The organism is Micromonospora sp. NPDC023644, from assembly GCF_040640115.1.
GTDB lineage: Bacteria > Actinomycetota > Actinomycetes > Mycobacteriales > Micromonosporaceae > Micromonospora.
In genome coordinates this window covers 96,114-113,585 of the sequence record NZ_JBFABA010000017.1, presented here as the reverse complement: position 1 = coordinate 113,585, position 17,472 = coordinate 96,114, and the positions used below count along the sequence as shown (strand labels likewise).

Genomic DNA, 17,472 nt, shown 5'->3' with positions numbered 1-17,472 from the left:
TACGGCGACCGCCCGACCGACAGCCGCGGCTACGGCGACCGTCCCCAGGGCGAGCGCCGCTACGGCGACCGCCCGACCGAGGGCCGTGGCTACGGCGACCGCCCGACCGACAGCCGCGGCTACGGCGACCGTCCCCAGGGCGAGCGCCGCTACGGCGACCGCCCGACCGAGGGCCGTGGCTACGGCGAGCGGAGTTTCGGCGACCGGGGTGCTTTCCGGCCCGAGGGTCGGGGGCGCGACGAGCGGCGGGGCTTCGGCGGGCGTCCGCCGGCGCGTACCCACTGATCGTCAGCGTCATCTTCGAACGCCGTCGCGGGGCCCATGCTCCGCGGCGGCGTTTCCGCATCCGCTGCCGGTGTCGGCCGGGTCGCGTAACGTCCGGCTCATGCCGACCATGCCGAAGTCGCTCTTCTGGACCCGGACGGACACCGCCGGCACGGAGCACGCGCTGTTCGACGACGGTCGTGGGCTGACTGCGCGGGGCACGCTGACCGCCGTCGACCCGATTCCCTACACCTGCCGCTACCAGCTCGCCACCGACCCGCAGTGGGCCAGCACCCGCCTCGAGGTGGAGGCGGAGGGCACCGGATGGCTGCGGAGCGTACGCCTGGAGCGGGTGACCGACGGGTGGCGGGTGACCACCGCCGAGCAGGGTGACCTGGACGCGGCGCTGCGGGCGGCCGGCCACCCGCCGGTCGGGCTGCCCGGCACCGACGACCCGGGCCGGCTGGCCGGGGCGCTCGACGTCGACCTCGGCGGCGCGGCGCTGTTCAACACGCTGCCGGTGCACCGGCTCGGGCTGACCGGCGCCGCGGCCGACACCCCGCACCGGATCGACGTCGCCTGGGTGCTGGTGCCCGGTCTGCTGGTGGTGCCCGCCGAGCAGGTCTACACCCCGCTCGGCCCCGGCCGGGTCCGCTTCACCAGCGACACCTTCACCGCCGACATCGACCTCGACGGCGACGGCTACGTGCTGCGCTACCCCGGGCTGGCCGAGCGCGTCGCCCCGCGCTGACCGGTCCCCGGGCGCTCCCCCGGCCGGCTCAGGCTGACCGGTCGGCCCAGGCCGGGAAGACCAGCCGGCTCGGGCCGACCGGCCGGCTCAGGCCGAGGGACGATCAGCCTCAGGGCGAGGTCGACCGGCCGGATCAGGCCGGCCAGGCGCCGGTGGTGAGGAAGCGCTCGACCGTCGCCAGGTGCGGCGTCGGGTCCAGACCCTGGGCGGCCACCCAGTCGTCGGCGTAGTAGGTGTCGGCGTAGCGGTCGCCAGCGTCGCAGATCAGGGTGACCACCGAGCCGGTGCGGCCCTCGGCGAGCATCTCCGCGATCAGCCCGAAGGCGCCCCACAGGTTGGTGCCGGTCGAGCCGCCCACCCGGCGGCCGAGCACGGCCGAGCCGGCGCGCATGGCGGCCAGCGAGGCGGCGTCGGGCACCTGGACCATCCGGTCCACCACCGAGGGCACGAACGACGCCTCCACGCTCGGCCGGCCGATCCCCTCGATGCGGGAGCCCCGCCCGGTGCGCACCGACCAGTCGGCCGCCTGCCAGGCGGGATAGAACGCGGAGTTCTCCGGGTCGACCACGCACAACTTCGTGGGCAGCCGCTGATAGCGGGCGTACCGGCCGATGGTGGCGCTGGTGCCGCCCGTGCCGGCGCCCACCACGACCCACGCCGGCACCGGGTGCCGCTCCAGGGCGAGCTGCGCGTAGATCGACTCGGCGATGTTGTTGTTGCCCCGCCAGTCGGTGGCCCGCTCGGCGTAGGTGAACTGGTCCATGAAGTGCCCGCCGGAGTCCTCCGCCAGCCAGCGGGCCTCGACGACCACCTTGGCCGGGTCGTCGACGAGGTGGCAGCGGCCGCCCTGGAACTCGATCTGGGCGATCTTCTCCGGCGAGGTGGAGGCGGGCATCACCGCGACGAACGGCAGCCCCAGCATCCGGGCGAAGTAGGCCTCGGAGACCGCCGTCGAGCCGGAGGACGCCTCCACGATCGTGGTCTCCGGGCCGATCCAGCCGTTGCACAGCCCGTAGAGGAAGAGCGAACGGGCCAGGCGGTGCTTCAGCGAGCCGGTCGGGTGCACCGACTCGTCCTTGAGGTAGAGGTCGATCCCCCACGGCCGGGGCAGCGGGAACGGCAGCAGGTGGGTGTCGGCGGAGCGGTTGGCGTCCGCCTCGACGGCGGCGATCGCCTCCGTCACCCAGCGCCGGCTGGCCTCGTCGCACCGGTCGAGATGAGTCACGTCCGCAACCTAGCAAGCCGGCTCACCGCGGGTCGGCCCCCACCCGGCGGCGCTGGCGGCGCTGACCGGCCCGGCCGGCCGCGAGGATCAGCGGAGCGAGCCGCACGGCGGCGCCGGGCAGCGCGTCGAGCAGCCGGACCTGAGCGCCGCGCCAGCGGGGGACGCTGACCACCGGGCGGGGCCGCCGGGCCAGCCGCGCGGCCCGCCGGGCCACCCGCTCGGGGGTCAGCAGCGTCCCGGTGAAGGAGGCCGCGGCGCCCGGGTCGTCGAGCCTGTCGTGCAGCATCGGCGTCCAGATCCCGTCCGGGCACAGGCACGACACGTGTACGCGCCGGTGCCCGGCCAGCCGCAGGTCGGCGAGGGTGCCGATGCTGAAGGCGACCAGGGCGTGCTTGCTGGCCGCGTAGACGGTCTCGCCGGGCGCGGCCACCAGGCCCGCCAGGGAGACGACGTTGACCACGTGCCCGTGCCCCTGGGCCCGCATGACGGCCAGCGCGGCGAGGGTGCCGTTCATCGCGCCGAGGGCGTTGACCTCGACCACCCGGCGGCGGGTCGCCGCGTCGTGCTCCCACGAGGGGCCGGTGACGAGGATCCCGGCGTTGTTCACCCAGAGGCCGAGCCCGCCCCGGCCGGCGGCCTCGGCGGCGACGGCGGAGCAGGCGTCGGAGTCGCGTACGTCCAGCGGGCGGGACCAGCCGCCCAGCGGCGCGGCGGCACGGGCCACCGCCTCGGCGTCGTGGTCGGTGAGAAGCACCGGCCAGCCGTCGGCGTGCAGCGCGGCGGCGATGGCGCGGCCGAGGCCGCCGGCCGCGCCGGTGACCACGGCCGTTCCCGGGGCTGGCTTCGTCATCGGCGCACGCTATCGCCGCCCGGCGACCCGCGCCAGGGCCGCTCGGCCGGGGTGGCGGGTCAGGCGGCGGGAGGCACCGGGGCCTGTGGCCGGTTCTCCCACTTGGTGGAGAGGGCGATGCCGGTCCGGGTGGAGGCGACGCCCGGGGTGCGGTTCAGCCGCACGATGAGCCGCTCCAGCTCGGCGATGGTGCCGACCCGGGCCTTGAGCAGGAACGACTCGACGCCGGCCATGAAGTAGCAGGACTCGATCTCGGGCATCTGCCGGAACGCCTCCAGCACGTCGTCGGTGTCGCCGCCGGAGTCCTCGACGATCCCGATCAGCGCGGTGACGGCGTAGCCGATCGCCTCGGGCTCCACCTCCGCCCGGTAGGCCCGGATCACGCCGCTGGACTCCAGCTTGCCGACCCGCTCGTGCACGGCCGGCGCGGAGAGGCCCACCTGCCGGGCCAGCTCGGCGTAGGACAGGCGGGCGTTGCTGCGCAGCAGCTCCACGAGGCTCAGGTCGATGGCGTCCACGGACTGTGACCCTAGCGGTCCGGGCGTAACGTCGGGCATCCGGCGCGCGTTGAACATGACAGGGTGTAGTCGTCCTAAAACTCGCAGTCAAGGGAGCCGTGCGCAGGTAATATTTCCTAACTTCCCACTCAGTGCGTTTTTCGCGTTTGGCGGACAGGCCAGGTCGCTGGTGCTGTAATTGCCATACGTCCCTCATGACGGCTCTGGGCTCGCACCGGCCGGGGGCAGTGTGTTCAGCCGGGGGCTTCGTCGACGCGAGGAGGGGGCTGTGGACACTGGAGATCGCCTGCTGACACCGGGTGAAGTTGCCGCGCTGTTTCGGGTTGACCCGAAGACTGTGACGCGATGGGCAGCGGCGGGCCGGATAGGCAGCATCCGGACTCCAGGCGGGCATCGCCGGTTTCGGGAATCCGAGGTGCGGGCCCTGCTTGAGGGGGAGGGCATGTTGGACGAGGCGGAAGACGTCGGCAAACCGCGCAACGCGGGGCCGGCCGCCTCGACCGGGCCGGGCCCGGCCAACGCCGGCATGTACTGAATGGTGCGGATCATCGCGCGGGCCGGACGCAGGCTCCGGTCCGCGTCCCGGTGAGCCGGGCCCGGGTCACTCCCGCGCCACGCCCAGCTCACCCGACCAACGACGGAACAGCGTGTGCGGTACGCCGAGGGCGTCCAGCACCTTGCCGGCCACGAAGTCGACGAGCTGCGGGGCGGAGGCCGCCGCCCCCGCGCCGTAGAAGCCGGGACTGGCCGGCAGCACCACCGCCCCGGCGTCGTGCAGCGCGATCAGGTGCTCCAGGTGGCTGCGGGTCACCGGTGTCTCCCGGGGCACCACCACCACCGGCCGGCGCTCCTTGAGGTTGACCTCGGCGGCCCGCTGCAACAGGTCCTTGGAGAGCCCGATCGCGATGCCGGCGCAGGCCGCCGTGCTCGCCGGGACCACCACCATCCCGCGTACCCGGTAGGAGCCGCTGCTCGGGCCGGCGGCCAGGTCGCCGGCCGGCCAGTGCCGCACGTCGGCTCCCGCGAGGTCGCGGCCCAGCCAGGCGGCGAGGTCCTCGGCCCAGTGACCGTCCCGGAACGGGCGGCCGGTCTCGTCCAGGACGGTCAGCCGGGCGGCCCGGGAGACGATCAGGTCCACCGCCTCCCCGGCGTCGAGCAGCGCCCGCACGACGGCCGCCGCGTACGGCGTGCCGGACGCCCCGGAGACTCCGACCACCCATGGTTCGCGCATGCCCTCCAGCCTGCCTGGTCGCCCCCTCCCGGCGTCGGGCACCCCGCCCGGAGCGTCCGTGATGTCCGCCTCAGGCGCCGGTTGTCCCCCGAAGGGCGCGATGTCGGGCCGGGAGCGCGCCCAGCCCGGCGGCCTGCCATGCTGCCGGTGGCGATTCGCACGAAAGCGATTCGCACCCGGGAGGAATCGGTGATGACCGGCGAGGTCCTGCGGTCGCTACGGTCCGAGTGCCCCATCCCGCCCCGGCTCTCGCCGTACGCCGACCGGGTGCAGGAGTGGCTCGTCGGCGACCTGCTGCCCGGCCTCGGCCTGGCGGCCGACGACGCGTCGTCGCAACGGCTGGCGCATGCCGGCGTCGCCCGGTACGCCGGCCGGCTCTACCCCGGTGCCGCCGAGGCCGACCTGCGGGTGTTGACCGCCCTGTTCACCTGGTTCTTCCTGGTCGACGACGCGTGCGACGGGCCGGGCCGGCTCGGCCCCGACCAGATCCGGGCGTTGCGCGCCGGCGCGCTGACCCTGCTGCACACCGGGCCCCGACTCCGGCACGCCGGCCTGACCGGGCCGCTGCGGCGGCTGCTGGTGCACGGGTGGCGGGAGCCGCGCCGGCGGATGCCGGCCCGCTGGCGGACGCGCTTCGCCCGGGCCGTCGCCGACCACCTCGACGGCACGTGGCGGGAGGCGGCGAACAAGGCGGCCGGCCGCCGCCCCGGCGTCGCTGACTACGTCGCGCTGCGGCGCGCCACCTCCGCCGCCTACGTGTCGTATCCGCTGGTGGAGTTCGTCACCGGCCGCCCGCTGCCCGACCCGGTCCACCACCACCCGCTGCTGCGTGAGATCGCCGACACCGGCAACGACCTGCTCTCCTGGTACAACGACCTCGCCTCGCTGGAGCGCGACGCGGCCACCTCCGGCGGGCACAACCTGGTCCTCGCGACGGCGGCCGAGCAGCGGGTACCGGTGGAGACCGCGATCGTCCTGACGGTCGAGCGCTGGCGGGCGTCGATGCGGCGCTTCGTCGAGCTGCGCGCGGCGGTGCCGTCGTTCGGCCCGGCGCTGGACCGGGCGGTCGCCGACCACCTCGACGGGGTGGCGAACGCCGTCCGGGCCACCGTCGACTGGACCTTGGAGAGCACCCGCTACGGCGGCGGGGAGGGCCGTCTCGTCAACGCCGCCGGTGGCGGAAGGGCCCCTTCCTGAGCACCGGGCACGGCGTCGTGAGGGCTGGACCTGTCGGCACGGCCGGGCCCGGACGCAGGCGACGACGGCCCCGGTCAGGCGCGCAGGCCGAGGCGGATCACCAGGTCGAGCAGGGCGAAGACGAACAGCGCGATGCCGACGAAGCCGTTGGCCGTGAAGAAGGCCCGGTTGACCTTGCTCAGGTCGGTCGGGCTGACCACCAGGTGCTGGTAGCCGAAGGCGAGCGCCGTCAGCGCCAACCCGATCCACCAGAGCCAACCGAAGCCGATCAGCGCCCCGAACCAGACGAACAGCGCGAACGTCGCCACGTGCGCCACGGTCGAGGCGTGCAGCGCGAACCGCAGCCCGTAGCGGGCCGGCACGCTGTGCACGCCGATGCGTCGGTCCACCTCGGCGTCCTGGCAGGCGTAGATCAGGTCGAACCCGCCGATCCAGAGGCCGACGGCCACGCCGAGCAGCCAGGCCGGCCAGGAGCCGTCCAGGGTGCCGGTGACGCCCAGCCAGGCGCCGACCGGCCCGACGGCCTGGGCGACGGCCAGGATGGCGTGCGGCCAGTTGGTGAACCGCTTGCCGTACGGGTAGACGACCAGCGGCACCACGGCGAGCGGCGCGAGCACCAGGCAGAGCGGGTTGAGCAGGGCGGCGGCGGCGAGGAAGACCACGAGCGCGACGGCCGCGCCGGTCCAGGCCGTCCGCACGCTGACCGCCCCGGTGACCAGTTCCCGGGAGGCGGTACGCGGGTTCCGCGCGTCGATCCGGCGGTCCAGGATCCGGTTGGCGGCCATCGCGAACGTCCGCGCGCCGACCATCGCCACGGTGATCAGCAGCAGGTCCAGCCACCGGACCCGCCCCCCGGCGACCTGCATGGCGGTGAGCGCCGACAGGTACGCGAACGGCAACGCGAACACGGAGTGCTCGATCGCCACCAGCTTGAGGAAGGACTTGACCCGGCCCGGTCGCTCCACCGGTTCGACGGCGGTGGCCATCAGATGCCGTACTCCTTCCAGCGCTTGTCGACCAGCGAGACGACCTCGGGCGCCATCCTCATCTCCTCCGGCCAGCCCCGGGTGTAGCCCTCCTCGGGCAGCTTGCGGGTCGCGTCGACGCCCGCCTTGCCGCCCCAGAACTGCTGGTAGGAGGCGTGGTCCAGGTGGTCGACCGGCCCCTCGGTGAGCAGCAGGTCGCGGGCGTAGTCGACGTTGCCGAAGGCGCGGAAGGCGACCTCGTTGTAGTCGTGCACGTCGCAGTCCTCGTCGACGATCACGATCAGCTTGGTCAGCGACATCATGTGCGCGCCCCAGATCGCGTTCATCACCTTCTGCGCGTGCTTCGGGTAGCGCTTGCGGATCGACACGATCGCGCAGTTGTGGAAGACCCCGGCGGCGGGCAGGTCGTAGTCGACGATGTCCGGGATCAGGAAGCGCAGCAGCGGCGCGAAGATCCGCTCGGTGGCCTTGCCGAGGCCGTGGTCCTCCTGCGGCGGCTGCGACGTGACGATCGAGTGGTAGACCGGGTCGCGCTGCATGGTCATGCACTCGATGTGCATCACCGGGAAGGGCTCCACCGGCGTGTAGAAGCCGGTGTGGTCGCCGAACGGGCCCTCCGGGAGCCGCTCACCCGGCTCGATGTAGCCCTCCAGGACGATCTGCGCGTGCGCCGGCACCTGCAACGGGACCGTCAGGCAGTCCACCATCTCGACGCGCTCGCCGCGCAGGTACCCGGCGAACAGGTACTCGTCGATGTCGGCGGGGAGCGGCGCGCTGGCCGCGTAGGCGACCGCGGGGTCGGTGCCGATGGCGATCGCCACCGGCAGCCGCTGCCCGAGCCGCTCGGCGACGGCGTGGTGCGCCGTGGAGTTCTTGTGGATCTGCCAGTGCATGCCGATGCTGTTCCGCGAGTGCTGCTGCAAGCGGTAGAGCCCCAGGTTTCGCTTGCCGGTCTCCGGGTGCTTCGTGTGGGTCAGCCCGAAGTTGTGGAAGATCCCGCCGTCGCCCGGCCAGACCTGCAGGCCCGGCAGCCGGTCCAGGTCGACGTCGTCGCCGCGGTAGACCACCTGCTGGCAGGGGGCGGTCCTGACCTTCTTCGGCGGCATCGACTTGAGCTGCATGACCTTGCCGAGGCCGTCCATCATCCCGGAGAGGCCCATCGGCAGCTCCGGCTTGAGCATGTTGCCGATCCGCTCGCCTACCTCGTCCAGCGACTCGACGCCGAGCGCCATGGCCATCCGCTTCTCGGTGCCGAAGAGGTTGATCGCCACCGGCATCTCGCCCCGGGTCGGCCGCTCGAAGAGCAGCGCCGGGCCGCCCGCGCGGACCGTCCGGGTGACGATCTCGCTGATCTCCAGAGTGGGGTCGACCGGGGCGCTCACCCGCCGCAGTTCGCCCGCGCGCTCCAGCGCCGCGAGGAAGTCCTTGAGATCGGTGTACGGGAAGCCACGAGCCGCCATGCCTGCCAGTCTCCCGCACCGGCTCCTCGGCCGCCCCAGCCGGGTCCGGTGATGTCGACCGCCCCGTGTGCGTTCCCCCACTCCACCGCCCCACGAACCGGGTTCGTCGGTGCCGTGCGGCAGCATGTCAGGTCGGTGGCAGGAGCGTGAAGGGAAGTCGGATGCCGCGTCGCACGTCCGCAGCGTTGAACGTCGTCGAGCGGGGTGCCGGGACCCCGGTGCTGGCGCTGCACGGCTGGACGCCCGACCATCGGCTGATGCTCGGCTGCCTCGAACCGGTGTTCGCCGGCCGCGCCGGCTACCGGCGGCTCTACCCGGACCTGCCCGGTATGGGTGGGTCGCCGTGTCCGCCGGAGATCGCCAGCTCCGACGACGTGCTCGACACCGTCCAGGACCTCGTCGACGACCTGCTCGCCGACGAGCCGTTCCTGCTCGTCGGCGAGTCCTACGGCGGCTACCTCGCCCGCGCTCTGGCCCGGTCCCGCCCCGGGCAGGTGCTGGGCCTGGCGCTGGTCTGTCCCGTCGGCACCGCCGTGGAGAACGCGGAGCGCACGGTGCCGCAGCGGCAGGTGCTGCGTCCCGACCCCGACCTGCTCGCCTCGACCGATGCCCGGACCGCCGCCGCGTTCGCCGACATCTCCGTCGTGCAGACCCCGGAGACCCTGCGCCGGTTCCGCGACGAGATCCTGACCGGCCTCGATCTCGCGGACACTGCGGCGATGGCGCGGATCCGGCAGCGGTGGACCCTCGGCGAGGATCCCGAGGGCGGCGCGCCGTTCGACCGGCCGACGCTGATCCTCACCGGGCGGCAGGACCACGCCACCGGCTACCTCGACCAGTTCGCGCTGCTGCCGCACTACCCGCGGGCCACGTTCGCGGTGCTCGACGTCGCCGGCCACAACCTCCAGATCGAGCAGCCCGGCCTGTTCGACGCACTCGTGGGCGAGTGGCTCGACCGGGTCGCCGCGGAACGCTGACCGCCGGCCGTCAGCCGGCCGGCTCCCAGGCGTACGCGGCCACGGGCGGGTCGAGCGGGGCGCCGGTGAGCCGGTTGGCGAAGGTGGAGATGGTGTACGTGCCGACGCCGAGCACGACGTCCAGGGCGTGCCGGGGCTGGTAGCCGGCCGCCAGGAAGGCGGCGGTCCCGTCCTCGGGCACCGCGCCCCGGTGGTCGAGCACGGCGAGGGTGAAGCGCCGCAGCGCCTCCAGCCGGTCGTCGGGCAGGGGCGTGCCGGCGCGCAGCGCGTCGATCAGGTCGGGCATGGCGCCGTGCCGGGTCAGGGTGGCGGTGTGCATGGCGACGCAGAGGTGGCACTCGTTGCGGGTGGCGACCGTCATGACGACGACCTCCCGCTCGACCGGGTCGAGGGCGCACTTCTCGAAGATGCCGTTGACGGTGAGGAATCCGGTGAGCAGTTCCGGGGACCCGGCCATCAGGCCGACCGCGGCGGGCAGGTGCCCGAGCCTGCGGCGTACCCCCTCGATGGTCGGCCGCGCGGCGGCGGGGGCGGTGTCGACGGTGTGCGCGGTGAACGGGGGCACGGGAAACCTGCTCTCGGCGTCGGTCGGCGCGGCCCGATCGGCGACGCGCCGCACGTGACGTAGGATCGTCAACGTGGTTGTCGAAATCGTAAACCAGGTTGTCGAACGTGGCAACGGCTGAACCCGACCGGCCCGGCTTCCTGCTGCCCCTGCTGCTGCTGGCCGGCTTCCGTACGCTCATCGACGACCTGCACGCGGAGCTGGCCCGGCAGGGGCACCCGGAGCTGCGGCCGCTGCACGGCTTCGTCCTCCAGGCCGTCGGCGGCGAGGGCACCACCGCCACCGAGCTGGGCCAGCGACTCGGCGTCTCCAAGCAGGCGGCCGGCAAGACGGTGGACCGGCTGGTCGCCCTCGGCTACCTGGAGCGCGCCGACGACCCGCGCGACGCCCGGCGCAAGCTGGTCCGGACGACCCCGCGCGGCGTGGACGGCCTGCGCCGCTCGGCGGCCGTCTTCGACCAGCTCCGGCAGCGGTGGAGCGACACCCTCGGCCCCGACCGGGTCGCCGCCCTGGAGGACGACCTGCGGGCGGTCACCCCGGCCAACCCGTTCCGCCTCGACGTGCCCGGCTGGTTCGGCGGCTGACGCGGCCCCGTCCCGTTCCGTCAGGCGCGGCGGCGGGGAATCAGTCGAGGCCGCCGTAGGAGTGCAGGCCCTCGAAGAAGATGTTCACGCCGAACAGGTTCATCAGCATGGTGAGGAAGCCGACGACGGCGAGCCAGGTCGCCACGTTCCGCTTCACGCTCGGGGTGGCCCTGGCGTGCAGGTAGCCCGCGTAGATCACCCAGGAGATGAACGACCAGGTCTCCTTCGGGTCCCAGCCCCACGGCCGCCCCCAGGCCGCCTCGGCCCAGATCGCCCCGGCGATCACCGCGAAGGTGAAGACCGGGAACGCGAAGGCGTGCAGCACGAAGGTCAGCCGCTCCAGCGCCGCCGCCGCCGGCAGCCGCTTCGCCAGCGTGTACGGGAAGCTCCGCCGGCCCTGCTCGTAGCCGGCGCGCATCAGGAACGCCACCGCCGGCACCGCGCCCAGCAGGAAGATGCCGGAGGCGAAGACGATGGTCGAGACGTGGATGACGAACCAGTACGAGTTGAGCGCCGGCACCAGCGGCACGATCGGGGTGTAGAGCACCAGCTCGGCGGTCGCCACCAGCAGCACCATCACCAGCGACAGGAACAGCCCGAGGCGGCGCAGCTGCGGCCGCTTCCAGAGCACCACCAGCCAGGCGGCGGCACCGATCCAGGAGCCCGTGAGCACGAACTCGTACATGTTGCCCCAGGGCATCCGGTCGGCGGCGAGACCGCGCGTGACCAGCGCCCCGAGGTGCAGCAGCGCCCCGAGCGCGGTGGCCGCGACGGCGACCAGGCCCGCCAGCCGAGCACGCCCGGCCGTACGCTCCGCCGCCGACGGCCCGGTCTCGACGGGTACGACCGGGGTGCCGCCCCCCGCCGCGCCGACGCCTGCGCCGACCAGCTCCCGGGCCGCCGCTGCGGGCACCCGGGCGCGGGCGTTGCCGAGCGCGTACTCGACGGCGTGGCTGATCATCGCGACCAGGTACACCAGGATCGCGAACGACACCAGCTGGTCGGAGAGTGCGGACATCACTCGGCTCCTTCTCGCGCTCCGGCCCGGTCGCCGCCCTCGCGGTCGACGCCGGCCTCCTCGTCCGACCGCCCGTCGCCGCCGATCGCGGCCACGAGCTGCGCGAACTCGTCGGCGAACCCGGGATGGTCGGTGCGCGGCAGGCCACCGGCCTCGACCAAACTACTACCGCTCGTCGGAGATCCACTCGTGGGGTCGGCGGCACCGGCCGGCAGCACCCGGAAGAAGACCCGGCGACGCCGCCCGAACAGCGAGCCCATCAGCCCGACCAGCAGGACGGCGGCGCTGACCAGCAGCAGCGTCGAGCCGGGGTCGTAGCGGACCGACAGGGTGATGTACGGCTCGGTGCCCAGGAACTCGACGGTGGTGCCGTCGTCCAGCTTCCAGGTCTCGCCCTTGCGGAGCAGCTTCGTGCCGACCTCCTTGACCTTGCCGGCGCGCACCTGCCGCTGGTCCAGCTCGTAGACCGAGCCGGGGATGCCGGCGTCCATGCCGAGGTTGCCCCGGTACGCGACGAGGTTCAGCGCGGGGTTCCGCTCGGTGGGGTACTCGGAGCGGGCGAACGGCGCGGCGGCCGGCGCGGTCGGCAGGTAGAGGCCGGAGAAGGCCATCTGGAGGTTCGGGTCCCGCTCACCCGTCGCGGGGTCGACGTTGATGTCCGGGAAGGCCGCCAGGCCCTCGCTGGTCAGCCCGACGTCGCCGGTGGTCAGGAACGGAAAGTTGCTGGTCTGACTCTTGCCGAACCGGTCGGTGTAGCGGATCACCGGGGCGTAGCCGTGGCCGAGCAGGTAGACGTTCGCGCCGTCGAGGCGCAGCGGGGCGTTGACCGAGAAGTTGGCCTGCCGCCGCTCGCCGTCGGCCTCGTCGACGGTCACCCTGGCGTCGAAGAACTCCGGCTGGCCGGACTCCAGGAACCGGGCCTCGAAGTCGTCGAGCCGGATGCAGAAGCCCGGCAGGTCGGCGCTGTCGACGCGGGGGCCGAGCTTGCTCTCGGCGTACTGCTGGCGGGTGTTGCAGAACGCGTTGTCCTCGCCGGCCACCAGCAGCTTGTTGCCGCTCCAGCCGTACCAGGAGCCGAGCGCGACGCCGACCAGGACGACCACCAACGAGCTGTGGAAGAGCAGGTTGCCGGTCTCCTTTAGGTAGCCCTTCTCGGCGGAGACCTCGTCGCCGCGCACCACCACCCGCCAGCGCCGCCGGCGCAGCGCCGCCGCGACCGCCGCCGCGCCACCCTCCGGGGCGGGCAGCACGGCGTGCTGCGGCAGCCGGTCCAGCCGCTTCGGCGCGGCCGGGGGCTTCGACCGCAGCGCCCGCGCGTGGTCGCGCAGCCGGGGCGTGATGCAGCCGATCAGCGAGGTGAAGAGCAGCAGGTAGATCGCGGAGAACCAGACCGAGCCGAACGCCTCGAAGGCGCCGATCCGGTCCAGCACCGGGGCCAGCTCGGGGTGCGCGGTGAAGTAGTCCCGCACGTCCTCCGGGTTGACCCCGCGCTGCGGCAGCACCGAGCCGGGGATGGCGGCCACCGCGAGCAGGAAGAGCAGCACCAGGGCCGTACGCATGCTGGTGAGCTGCCGCCACGAGTTGCGCAGCAGGGCCAGCAGGCGGTTGGGCCGGCGCCGGGGAGCCTCGGCCGGCGGTGCCGGCCGCTCGTCGACGGCGGTCATCAGATGCTCACCTCGCCCACCCCGACGGTGGTCTGCAACCAGATCACGAAGTTCGTCCAGCCGCCGGTGACCAGCGCGAGGCCGATCAGGATCAGCAGCGCGCCGCCCAGCCGGGTGACCCAGCGGCTGTTGCGCCGGACGGCGCGGAACACCCCGAGCAGGCGCTCGAAGCCCAGCCCGAAGACGACGAACGGCAGCCCCAGCCCGAGGCAGTACGCCACGGCGAGCACCACGGCCCGGTCGGTCTGCCCGCCGACGGCGGCCATGCCGATCACCGCGCCGAGGGTCGGGCCGACGCAGGGCACCCAGCTGAGCGCGAAGACCGCGCCGAAGACCGGCGCGCCGAGCAGCCCGGCGGCGGGCAGCCGCTGGATCCGGAACTCCCGCTGCAACCCGGGGAGCAGCCCCGCGTAGCTCAGCCCGAGCACCACGATCAGCGCGCCGATGACGATCTCCAGCGTCCGCTCGTACTCGAAGAAGACCCTGCCGACGCCGGCGAAGAGGATCGCGGTGGCGGTGAAGACGACGGTGAAGCCGGCGATGAACAGCAGCGTGCCGGCGAGCACCCGGCCCTTGACCGCGGCCCTCGCCGCCTCGGTGCGCTCCCGCACCGCCACCCCGCCACCGGCGCCGTCGGCGCTGTCGTTCCTCACGCTCGGCCGGCGGGTCTCGAGGTCCGCGCCGGCGAGGCCGGTGACGTACGACAGGTAGCCCGGCACCAGCGGGAGCACGCACGGCGAGAGGAAGCTGACGAGTCCCGCGAGCGCCGCCGCGCCGATGGCGAGCAGCAGCGGACCCGACTGGGCCAGTTCCCGGAACGTCTCGCCCATCAGCGGGAACCGTTGGGAGCCGGCCGCTCGGCCGCGATCCGCTCGACGATGGGCTGGAGGCCCTCCTGCTTCACCGCCGCCCGGATCACCGCGGCGATCCGGCCGTCCCGGTCCAGCACAACGGTGGCCGGGATCGTGTTCGGCGGGATGTCCAGGGCGAGCGCCAGCCGGCTCGGCGGGTCGAAGAGACTCGGGTAGGTGACCTTGAAGCTCTCCTCGAAGGCGAGCGCCTTGTCCCGCTGGTCCTGGATGTTGATGCCCAGGAAGGTCACCCCGGATGCCTTCGTGGCCTGGTACGTGTTCTCCAGGTCGTCCGCCTCGGCCCGGCACGGCGCGCACCACGAGCCCCAGAAGTTGACCACCACGACCTGGCCGCGGTCCTTCGCCACGTCGTGGCTGCCGCCGGTGAGCAGCTCACCGGCGAGCTTCGGAGCGGCCGAACGCTGGTCGGGGGCGCACTCGATGATGCCGTCGGAGTTGTCGCACGCCTTCTCCCCGTCCCGCGACGAGCAGCCGGCCAGCGCCACCGTCGCGACGGCGGCGAGCAGACCCGCGGTCCACCTCCGGGCGTTCATCAGGCCCCCTTGGCCGTCCTGGCTGTCGGTGACATCGCGATCAGGTGGGCGGCCGGCTCGGAGTAGCCGATGCCGACCACCTTGGCGCCGTCGAAGTGGAAGGAGGTGAGGCTGGCCAGCCCGCACTGGCGCTTGCGCGGGTCGTGCCAGAGCCGCTTGCGCTCGACGTACCGGCGCAGCGTCCAGATCGGCAGCTGGTGCGAGACCAGCACGGCCTCGCGCCCCTCGGCGGCCACCCGGGCGGCGTGCACGGCGGCGAACATCCGCTCCGCGATCGCACGGTAGGCCTCGCCCCAGGACGGGGTGACCGGGTCCCGCAGCACCCACCAGTTGCGGGGGTCACGGAACGAGCCGTCGCCGGGAGAGACCTTCTTGCCCTCGAACCAGTTGGCGCTCTCGATGAGCCGCTCGTCCACGCCGACCGGCAGCCCGAACTGCGCGGCGATCGGCTCAGCCGTCTGCTGGGCACGTTCCAGCGGGCTGGCCACCACGTGCACGACCTCCCGCTCGGCCAGCCCCTGCGCGGCGGCCTTGGCCATCTGCACGCCGAGCTCGGAGAGCCGGAAGCCCGGCAGCCGGCCGTAGAGGATGCCCTCCGGGTTGTACACCTCGCCGTGCCGCAGCACGTGGACCACCGTCTTGCTCACCGCTACGCCCCCTTCGTTCGCGACTGCGGGGCTCGCAGACCCGGCTCACTCCTCGCGCTCACCGCTACCCCCCGTGACCCGCCGCCGCCGCAGCGTTGGCCGCCACCGGCAGCGCGGCGGCGATCTGCTCCAGAGCGGCGTCGTCCAGCGCCGCAGACACGAACCACGCCTCGAAGGCGCTCGGCGGCAGGTAGACGCCGCCGGCGAGCATCGCGTGGAAGAACGCCTTGAACGCCGGCACCTGCTGGGTGCGCGCGCTGTCGTAGTCGACCACGTCGGCGTCGGTGAAGAAGATCGAGAACATGTTTCCCGCGTACGACAGCCGGTGCGGGACCCCGGCGGCGGCGAGCGCGTCGGCGGCGAGCCTGCCCACGACGGCGGCCGTGTCGTCGAGCCTGCGGTAGAGCGCGTCGTCGGCCAGCCGCAGCGTGGCCAGGCCGGCGGCGCAGGCCAGCGGGTTACCGGAGAGGGTGCCGGCCTGGTAGACCGGGCCGGCGGGGGCCAGTCGTTCCATGATCTCCGCGCGCCCGCCGAACGCCGCGGCCGGCAGCCCACCCCCCATGACCTTGCCGTACGTCCACAGGTCGGCTTCGGAGGGGTCGAGGCCGTGCCACCCGGCGCGGGAGACCCGGAACCCGGTCATCACCTCGTCGACGATGAGCAGCGCGCCGTGCGCGTGCGCGATCCGGGCAAGCTGCTGGTTGAAGCCGTCGCGCGGGGCGACCACGCCCATGTTGCCGGCGGCGGCCTCGGTGATGATCGCGGCGATGTCCTGGCCCTCGGCGGCGAACGCCTGCTCCACCGCGGCAAGGTCGTTGTACGGCAGCACGATCGTGTCACCCGCCGCCGCGCCGGTCACCCCCGGCGAATCGGGCAGGCCGAGGGTCGCCACCCCCGAGCCGGCGGCGGCCAGCAGGCCGTCGGAGTGCCCGTGGTAGCAGCCGGAGAACTTCACGATCCGGGGGCGGCCGGTGAAGCCGCGGGCCAGCCGGATCGCCGACATGGTGGCCTCGGTGCCGGAGTTGACCAGCCGGACCTGCTCGACCGGGGTGCGGTCGACGATCTCGGCGGCCAGCTCGACCTCGCCCGGAGTGGGGGTGCCGAAGCTGGTGCCCCGGGTCGCGGCCGACCTGATCGCGTCCACGACCTCCGGGTGCGCGTGGCCGAGGATCAGCGGGCCCCAGGAGGAGACCAGGTCGACGTAGCGCCGGTCGTCGGCGTCGTAGAGCCAGGGCCCCTCCCCCCGGACCATGAAGCGCGGCGTGCCGCCGACGGCACGGAACGCGCGCACGGGGGAGTTCACCCCGCCGGGCACGATGGCCTTGGCGCGGTCGAACAGGGCCTCGGAGGCCGGTGCTTCGGCCGGGTAGCGGCCGGATCCGGCGGGAAACATATCGGTCACGATGCCGCCATTGTGTCAGCGCCGGGCGGCGAATCGGCAGGCACCCCGCACCGGGGTTACCAGGCTCACCCGGCCCGGCCTCCCACCGCCCCTCCCGGGTGGCGCCGTTCCCACCCCTCCGGGGTGCTGGGGAGGAGGGCGTTTCCGGTCTCGGGAGCAGGGCCGGCGCGCTCGACGGGCTCGGTCGTCACCGCTCGACAGGCCGGGTGGTCCGGATCGCGCTAGGCTGACCCGGTGGATCGCGCCGAACTGTCCATCACGCTACACCGGACGGGCGACGAAGCTGTGCTTCGCCTGGCCGGTGAGATCGACATGCTCACGGCCGCCCAGCTGTCGACCGTCGTCAACGAGGTCCTCGCCGATCCACCACCGCGCATCGTGCTAGACCTCGGCGGGGTCACCTTCTGCGACTCGCAGGGCCTCGGCACCCTCGTCGTACTCAGCCGCAAGGCCAGCCACGCGCAGAGCCTGCTGATCCTGACCAACGTCGGCGACTTCCTGCTCCGCGTCCTGGACATCACCGGCCTGCGCAGCGCCCTGATGATCCGCAACGACCAGACCACAGGCTGACCCACCCACCCCCGGCCTCCCCGGCCCCCGGCCGCGCCGGCCCCCGCCCGCCGGCCCTCGGCCCCCGGCCCCCGGTTCCCGGTTCCCAGCGAGTCGATCATGAGGTTGGCCGGGACAATCCGGCCATTTCGCACCGCTAACCTCATGATCGACGAGGG

At 73.5% G+C, this 17,472-nt stretch carries 19 protein-coding genes and 1 pseudogene; 7 read left to right on the top strand and 13 right to left on the bottom strand.

What is annotated here, in order from left to right; all coding sequences use genetic code 11:
- Together AB0G08_RS15945 and AB0G08_RS15940 are read left to right on the top strand one after the other, a co-directional pair.
- A pseudogene (locus tag AB0G08_RS15945) lies at positions 1 to 285 on the top strand (RNA helicase); the annotation flags it as partial.
- Between the two features lie 109 nt (positions 286 to 394).
- The gene (locus tag AB0G08_RS15940; protein ID WP_358087838.1) at positions 395 to 1,015 is read left to right on the top strand and encodes a putative glycolipid-binding domain-containing protein; all 621 of its coding nucleotides are present in this window, start codon (positions 395 to 397) and stop codon (positions 1,013 to 1,015) included.
- A gap of 133 nt (positions 1,016 to 1,148) precedes the next feature.
- Here AB0G08_RS15940 and AB0G08_RS15935 read toward each other — a convergent pair whose 3' ends face one another.
- The 3 genes from AB0G08_RS15935 to AB0G08_RS15925 are packed head-to-tail and all read right to left on the bottom strand — an operon-like array spanning position 1,149 to position 3,608.
- On the bottom strand, positions 1,149 to 2,240 hold the full coding sequence (locus AB0G08_RS15935; RefSeq protein WP_358087829.1) for a PLP-dependent cysteine synthase family protein: 1,092 nt from the start codon (positions 2,238 to 2,240) through the stop codon (positions 1,149 to 1,151).
- Between the two features lie 22 nt (positions 2,241 to 2,262).
- Positions 2,263 to 3,090 (bottom strand): SDR family oxidoreductase, encoded by an 828-nt coding sequence (locus tag AB0G08_RS15930; RefSeq protein WP_358087827.1) that lies wholly within the window; start codon positions 3,088 to 3,090, stop codon positions 2,263 to 2,265.
- Positions 3,091 to 3,149: 59 nt separating this feature from the next.
- Complete coding sequence (locus AB0G08_RS15925) at positions 3,150 to 3,608, bottom strand: Lrp/AsnC family transcriptional regulator (RefSeq protein WP_357871367.1); 459 nt, start codon at positions 3,606 to 3,608, stop codon at positions 3,150 to 3,152.
- Between the two features lie 268 nt (positions 3,609 to 3,876).
- Here AB0G08_RS15925 and AB0G08_RS15920 point away from each other — a divergent pair, with 268 nt between their 5' ends.
- Positions 3,877 to 4,143, top strand: coding sequence for a BldC family transcriptional regulator (locus AB0G08_RS15920; protein ID WP_089002465.1), 267 nt, complete (start codon positions 3,877 to 3,879; stop codon positions 4,141 to 4,143).
- Positions 4,144 to 4,209: 66 nt separating this feature from the next.
- On the opposite strand, the gene AB0G08_RS15915 is transcribed toward AB0G08_RS15920, so the two are convergent.
- The gene (locus AB0G08_RS15915; RefSeq protein WP_358087824.1) at positions 4,210 to 4,839 is read right to left on the bottom strand and encodes a UbiX family flavin prenyltransferase; all 630 of its coding nucleotides are present in this window, start codon (positions 4,837 to 4,839) and stop codon (positions 4,210 to 4,212) included.
- Positions 4,840 to 5,031: 192 nt separating this feature from the next.
- On the opposite strand from AB0G08_RS15915, the gene AB0G08_RS15910 reads away from it, so the two are divergent.
- Complete coding sequence (locus AB0G08_RS15910) at positions 5,032 to 6,036, top strand: terpene synthase (protein ID WP_358087821.1); 1,005 nt, start codon at positions 5,032 to 5,034, stop codon at positions 6,034 to 6,036.
- 74 nt (positions 6,037 to 6,110) lie between these two features.
- On the opposite strand, the gene mqnP is transcribed toward AB0G08_RS15910, so the two are convergent.
- Together mqnP and AB0G08_RS15900 are read right to left on the bottom strand one after the other, a co-directional pair.
- A complete protein-coding gene (mqnP, locus tag AB0G08_RS15905; RefSeq protein ID WP_358087819.1) occupies positions 6,111 to 7,022 on the bottom strand; it encodes a menaquinone biosynthesis prenyltransferase MqnP in 912 nt (303 codons plus the stop codon).
- A complete protein-coding gene (locus AB0G08_RS15900; protein ID WP_358087816.1) occupies positions 7,022 to 8,482 on the bottom strand; it encodes a menaquinone biosynthesis decarboxylase in 1,461 nt (486 codons plus the stop codon). The genes mqnP and AB0G08_RS15900 overlap by 1 nt, the downstream gene beginning before the upstream one ends.
- Before the next feature lie 161 nt (positions 8,483 to 8,643).
- On the opposite strand from AB0G08_RS15900, the gene AB0G08_RS15895 reads away from it, so the two are divergent.
- Positions 8,644 to 9,459 carry an alpha/beta hydrolase gene (locus AB0G08_RS15895; RefSeq protein ID WP_358087814.1) on the top strand — a complete coding sequence of 272 codons (816 nt, stop codon included), beginning with the start codon at positions 8,644 to 8,646 and terminating at the stop codon, positions 9,457 to 9,459.
- A 10-nt stretch (positions 9,460 to 9,469) separates the two neighbouring features.
- On the opposite strand, the gene AB0G08_RS15890 is transcribed toward AB0G08_RS15895, so the two are convergent.
- Entirely contained in the window at positions 9,470 to 10,096 is a 627-nt protein-coding gene (locus tag AB0G08_RS15890; protein ID WP_358087812.1) for a carboxymuconolactone decarboxylase family protein, read from the bottom strand.
- Positions 10,097 to 10,131: 35 nt separating this feature from the next.
- Between AB0G08_RS15890 and AB0G08_RS15885 the strand changes: the two genes are divergently transcribed.
- Positions 10,132 to 10,608 carry a MarR family transcriptional regulator gene (locus AB0G08_RS15885; RefSeq protein ID WP_358087809.1) on the top strand — a complete coding sequence of 159 codons (477 nt, stop codon included), beginning with the start codon at positions 10,132 to 10,134 and terminating at the stop codon, positions 10,606 to 10,608.
- Between the two features lie 40 nt (positions 10,609 to 10,648).
- Here the strand turns inward: AB0G08_RS15885 and ccsB are convergent, their stop codons facing one another.
- The 6 genes from ccsB to hemL all read right to left on the bottom strand — a co-directional run bounded on the left by ccsB (position 10,649) and on the right by hemL (position 16,744).
- Positions 10,649 to 11,626, bottom strand: coding sequence for a c-type cytochrome biogenesis protein CcsB (gene ccsB / locus AB0G08_RS15880; RefSeq protein ID WP_358087807.1), 978 nt, complete (start codon positions 11,624 to 11,626; stop codon positions 10,649 to 10,651).
- Positions 11,626 to 13,290: a cytochrome c biogenesis protein ResB gene (locus AB0G08_RS15875; RefSeq protein WP_358087805.1), complete on the bottom strand. Its 1,665-nt coding sequence runs from the start codon at positions 13,288 to 13,290 to the stop codon at positions 11,626 to 11,628. Before AB0G08_RS15875 ends, ccsB begins: the two co-directional genes overlap by 1 nt.
- Positions 13,290 to 14,120: a cytochrome c biogenesis protein CcdA gene (locus tag AB0G08_RS15870; RefSeq protein ID WP_358087802.1), complete on the bottom strand. Its 831-nt coding sequence runs from the start codon at positions 14,118 to 14,120 to the stop codon at positions 13,290 to 13,292. The genes AB0G08_RS15875 and AB0G08_RS15870 overlap by 1 nt, the downstream gene beginning before the upstream one ends.
- Entirely contained in the window at positions 14,120 to 14,695 is a 576-nt protein-coding gene (locus AB0G08_RS15865) for a TlpA disulfide reductase family protein (protein ID WP_358087799.1), read from the bottom strand. The genes AB0G08_RS15870 and AB0G08_RS15865 overlap by 1 nt, the downstream gene beginning before the upstream one ends.
- A complete protein-coding gene (locus AB0G08_RS15860) occupies positions 14,695 to 15,342 on the bottom strand; it encodes a histidine phosphatase family protein (protein WP_358087796.1) in 648 nt (215 codons plus the stop codon). The genes AB0G08_RS15865 and AB0G08_RS15860 overlap by 1 nt, the downstream gene beginning before the upstream one ends.
- A gap of 64 nt (positions 15,343 to 15,406) precedes the next feature.
- Positions 15,407 to 16,744: a glutamate-1-semialdehyde 2,1-aminomutase gene (gene hemL, locus AB0G08_RS15855; protein ID WP_358087793.1), complete on the bottom strand. Its 1,338-nt coding sequence runs from the start codon at positions 16,742 to 16,744 to the stop codon at positions 15,407 to 15,409.
- Positions 16,745 to 16,978: 234 nt separating this feature from the next.
- On the opposite strand from hemL, the gene AB0G08_RS15850 reads away from it, so the two are divergent.
- Complete coding sequence (locus AB0G08_RS15850; protein WP_121397135.1) at positions 16,979 to 17,314, top strand: STAS domain-containing protein; 336 nt, start codon at positions 16,979 to 16,981, stop codon at positions 17,312 to 17,314.
- The last annotated feature ends 158 nt before the right edge of the window (positions 17,315 to 17,472 follow it).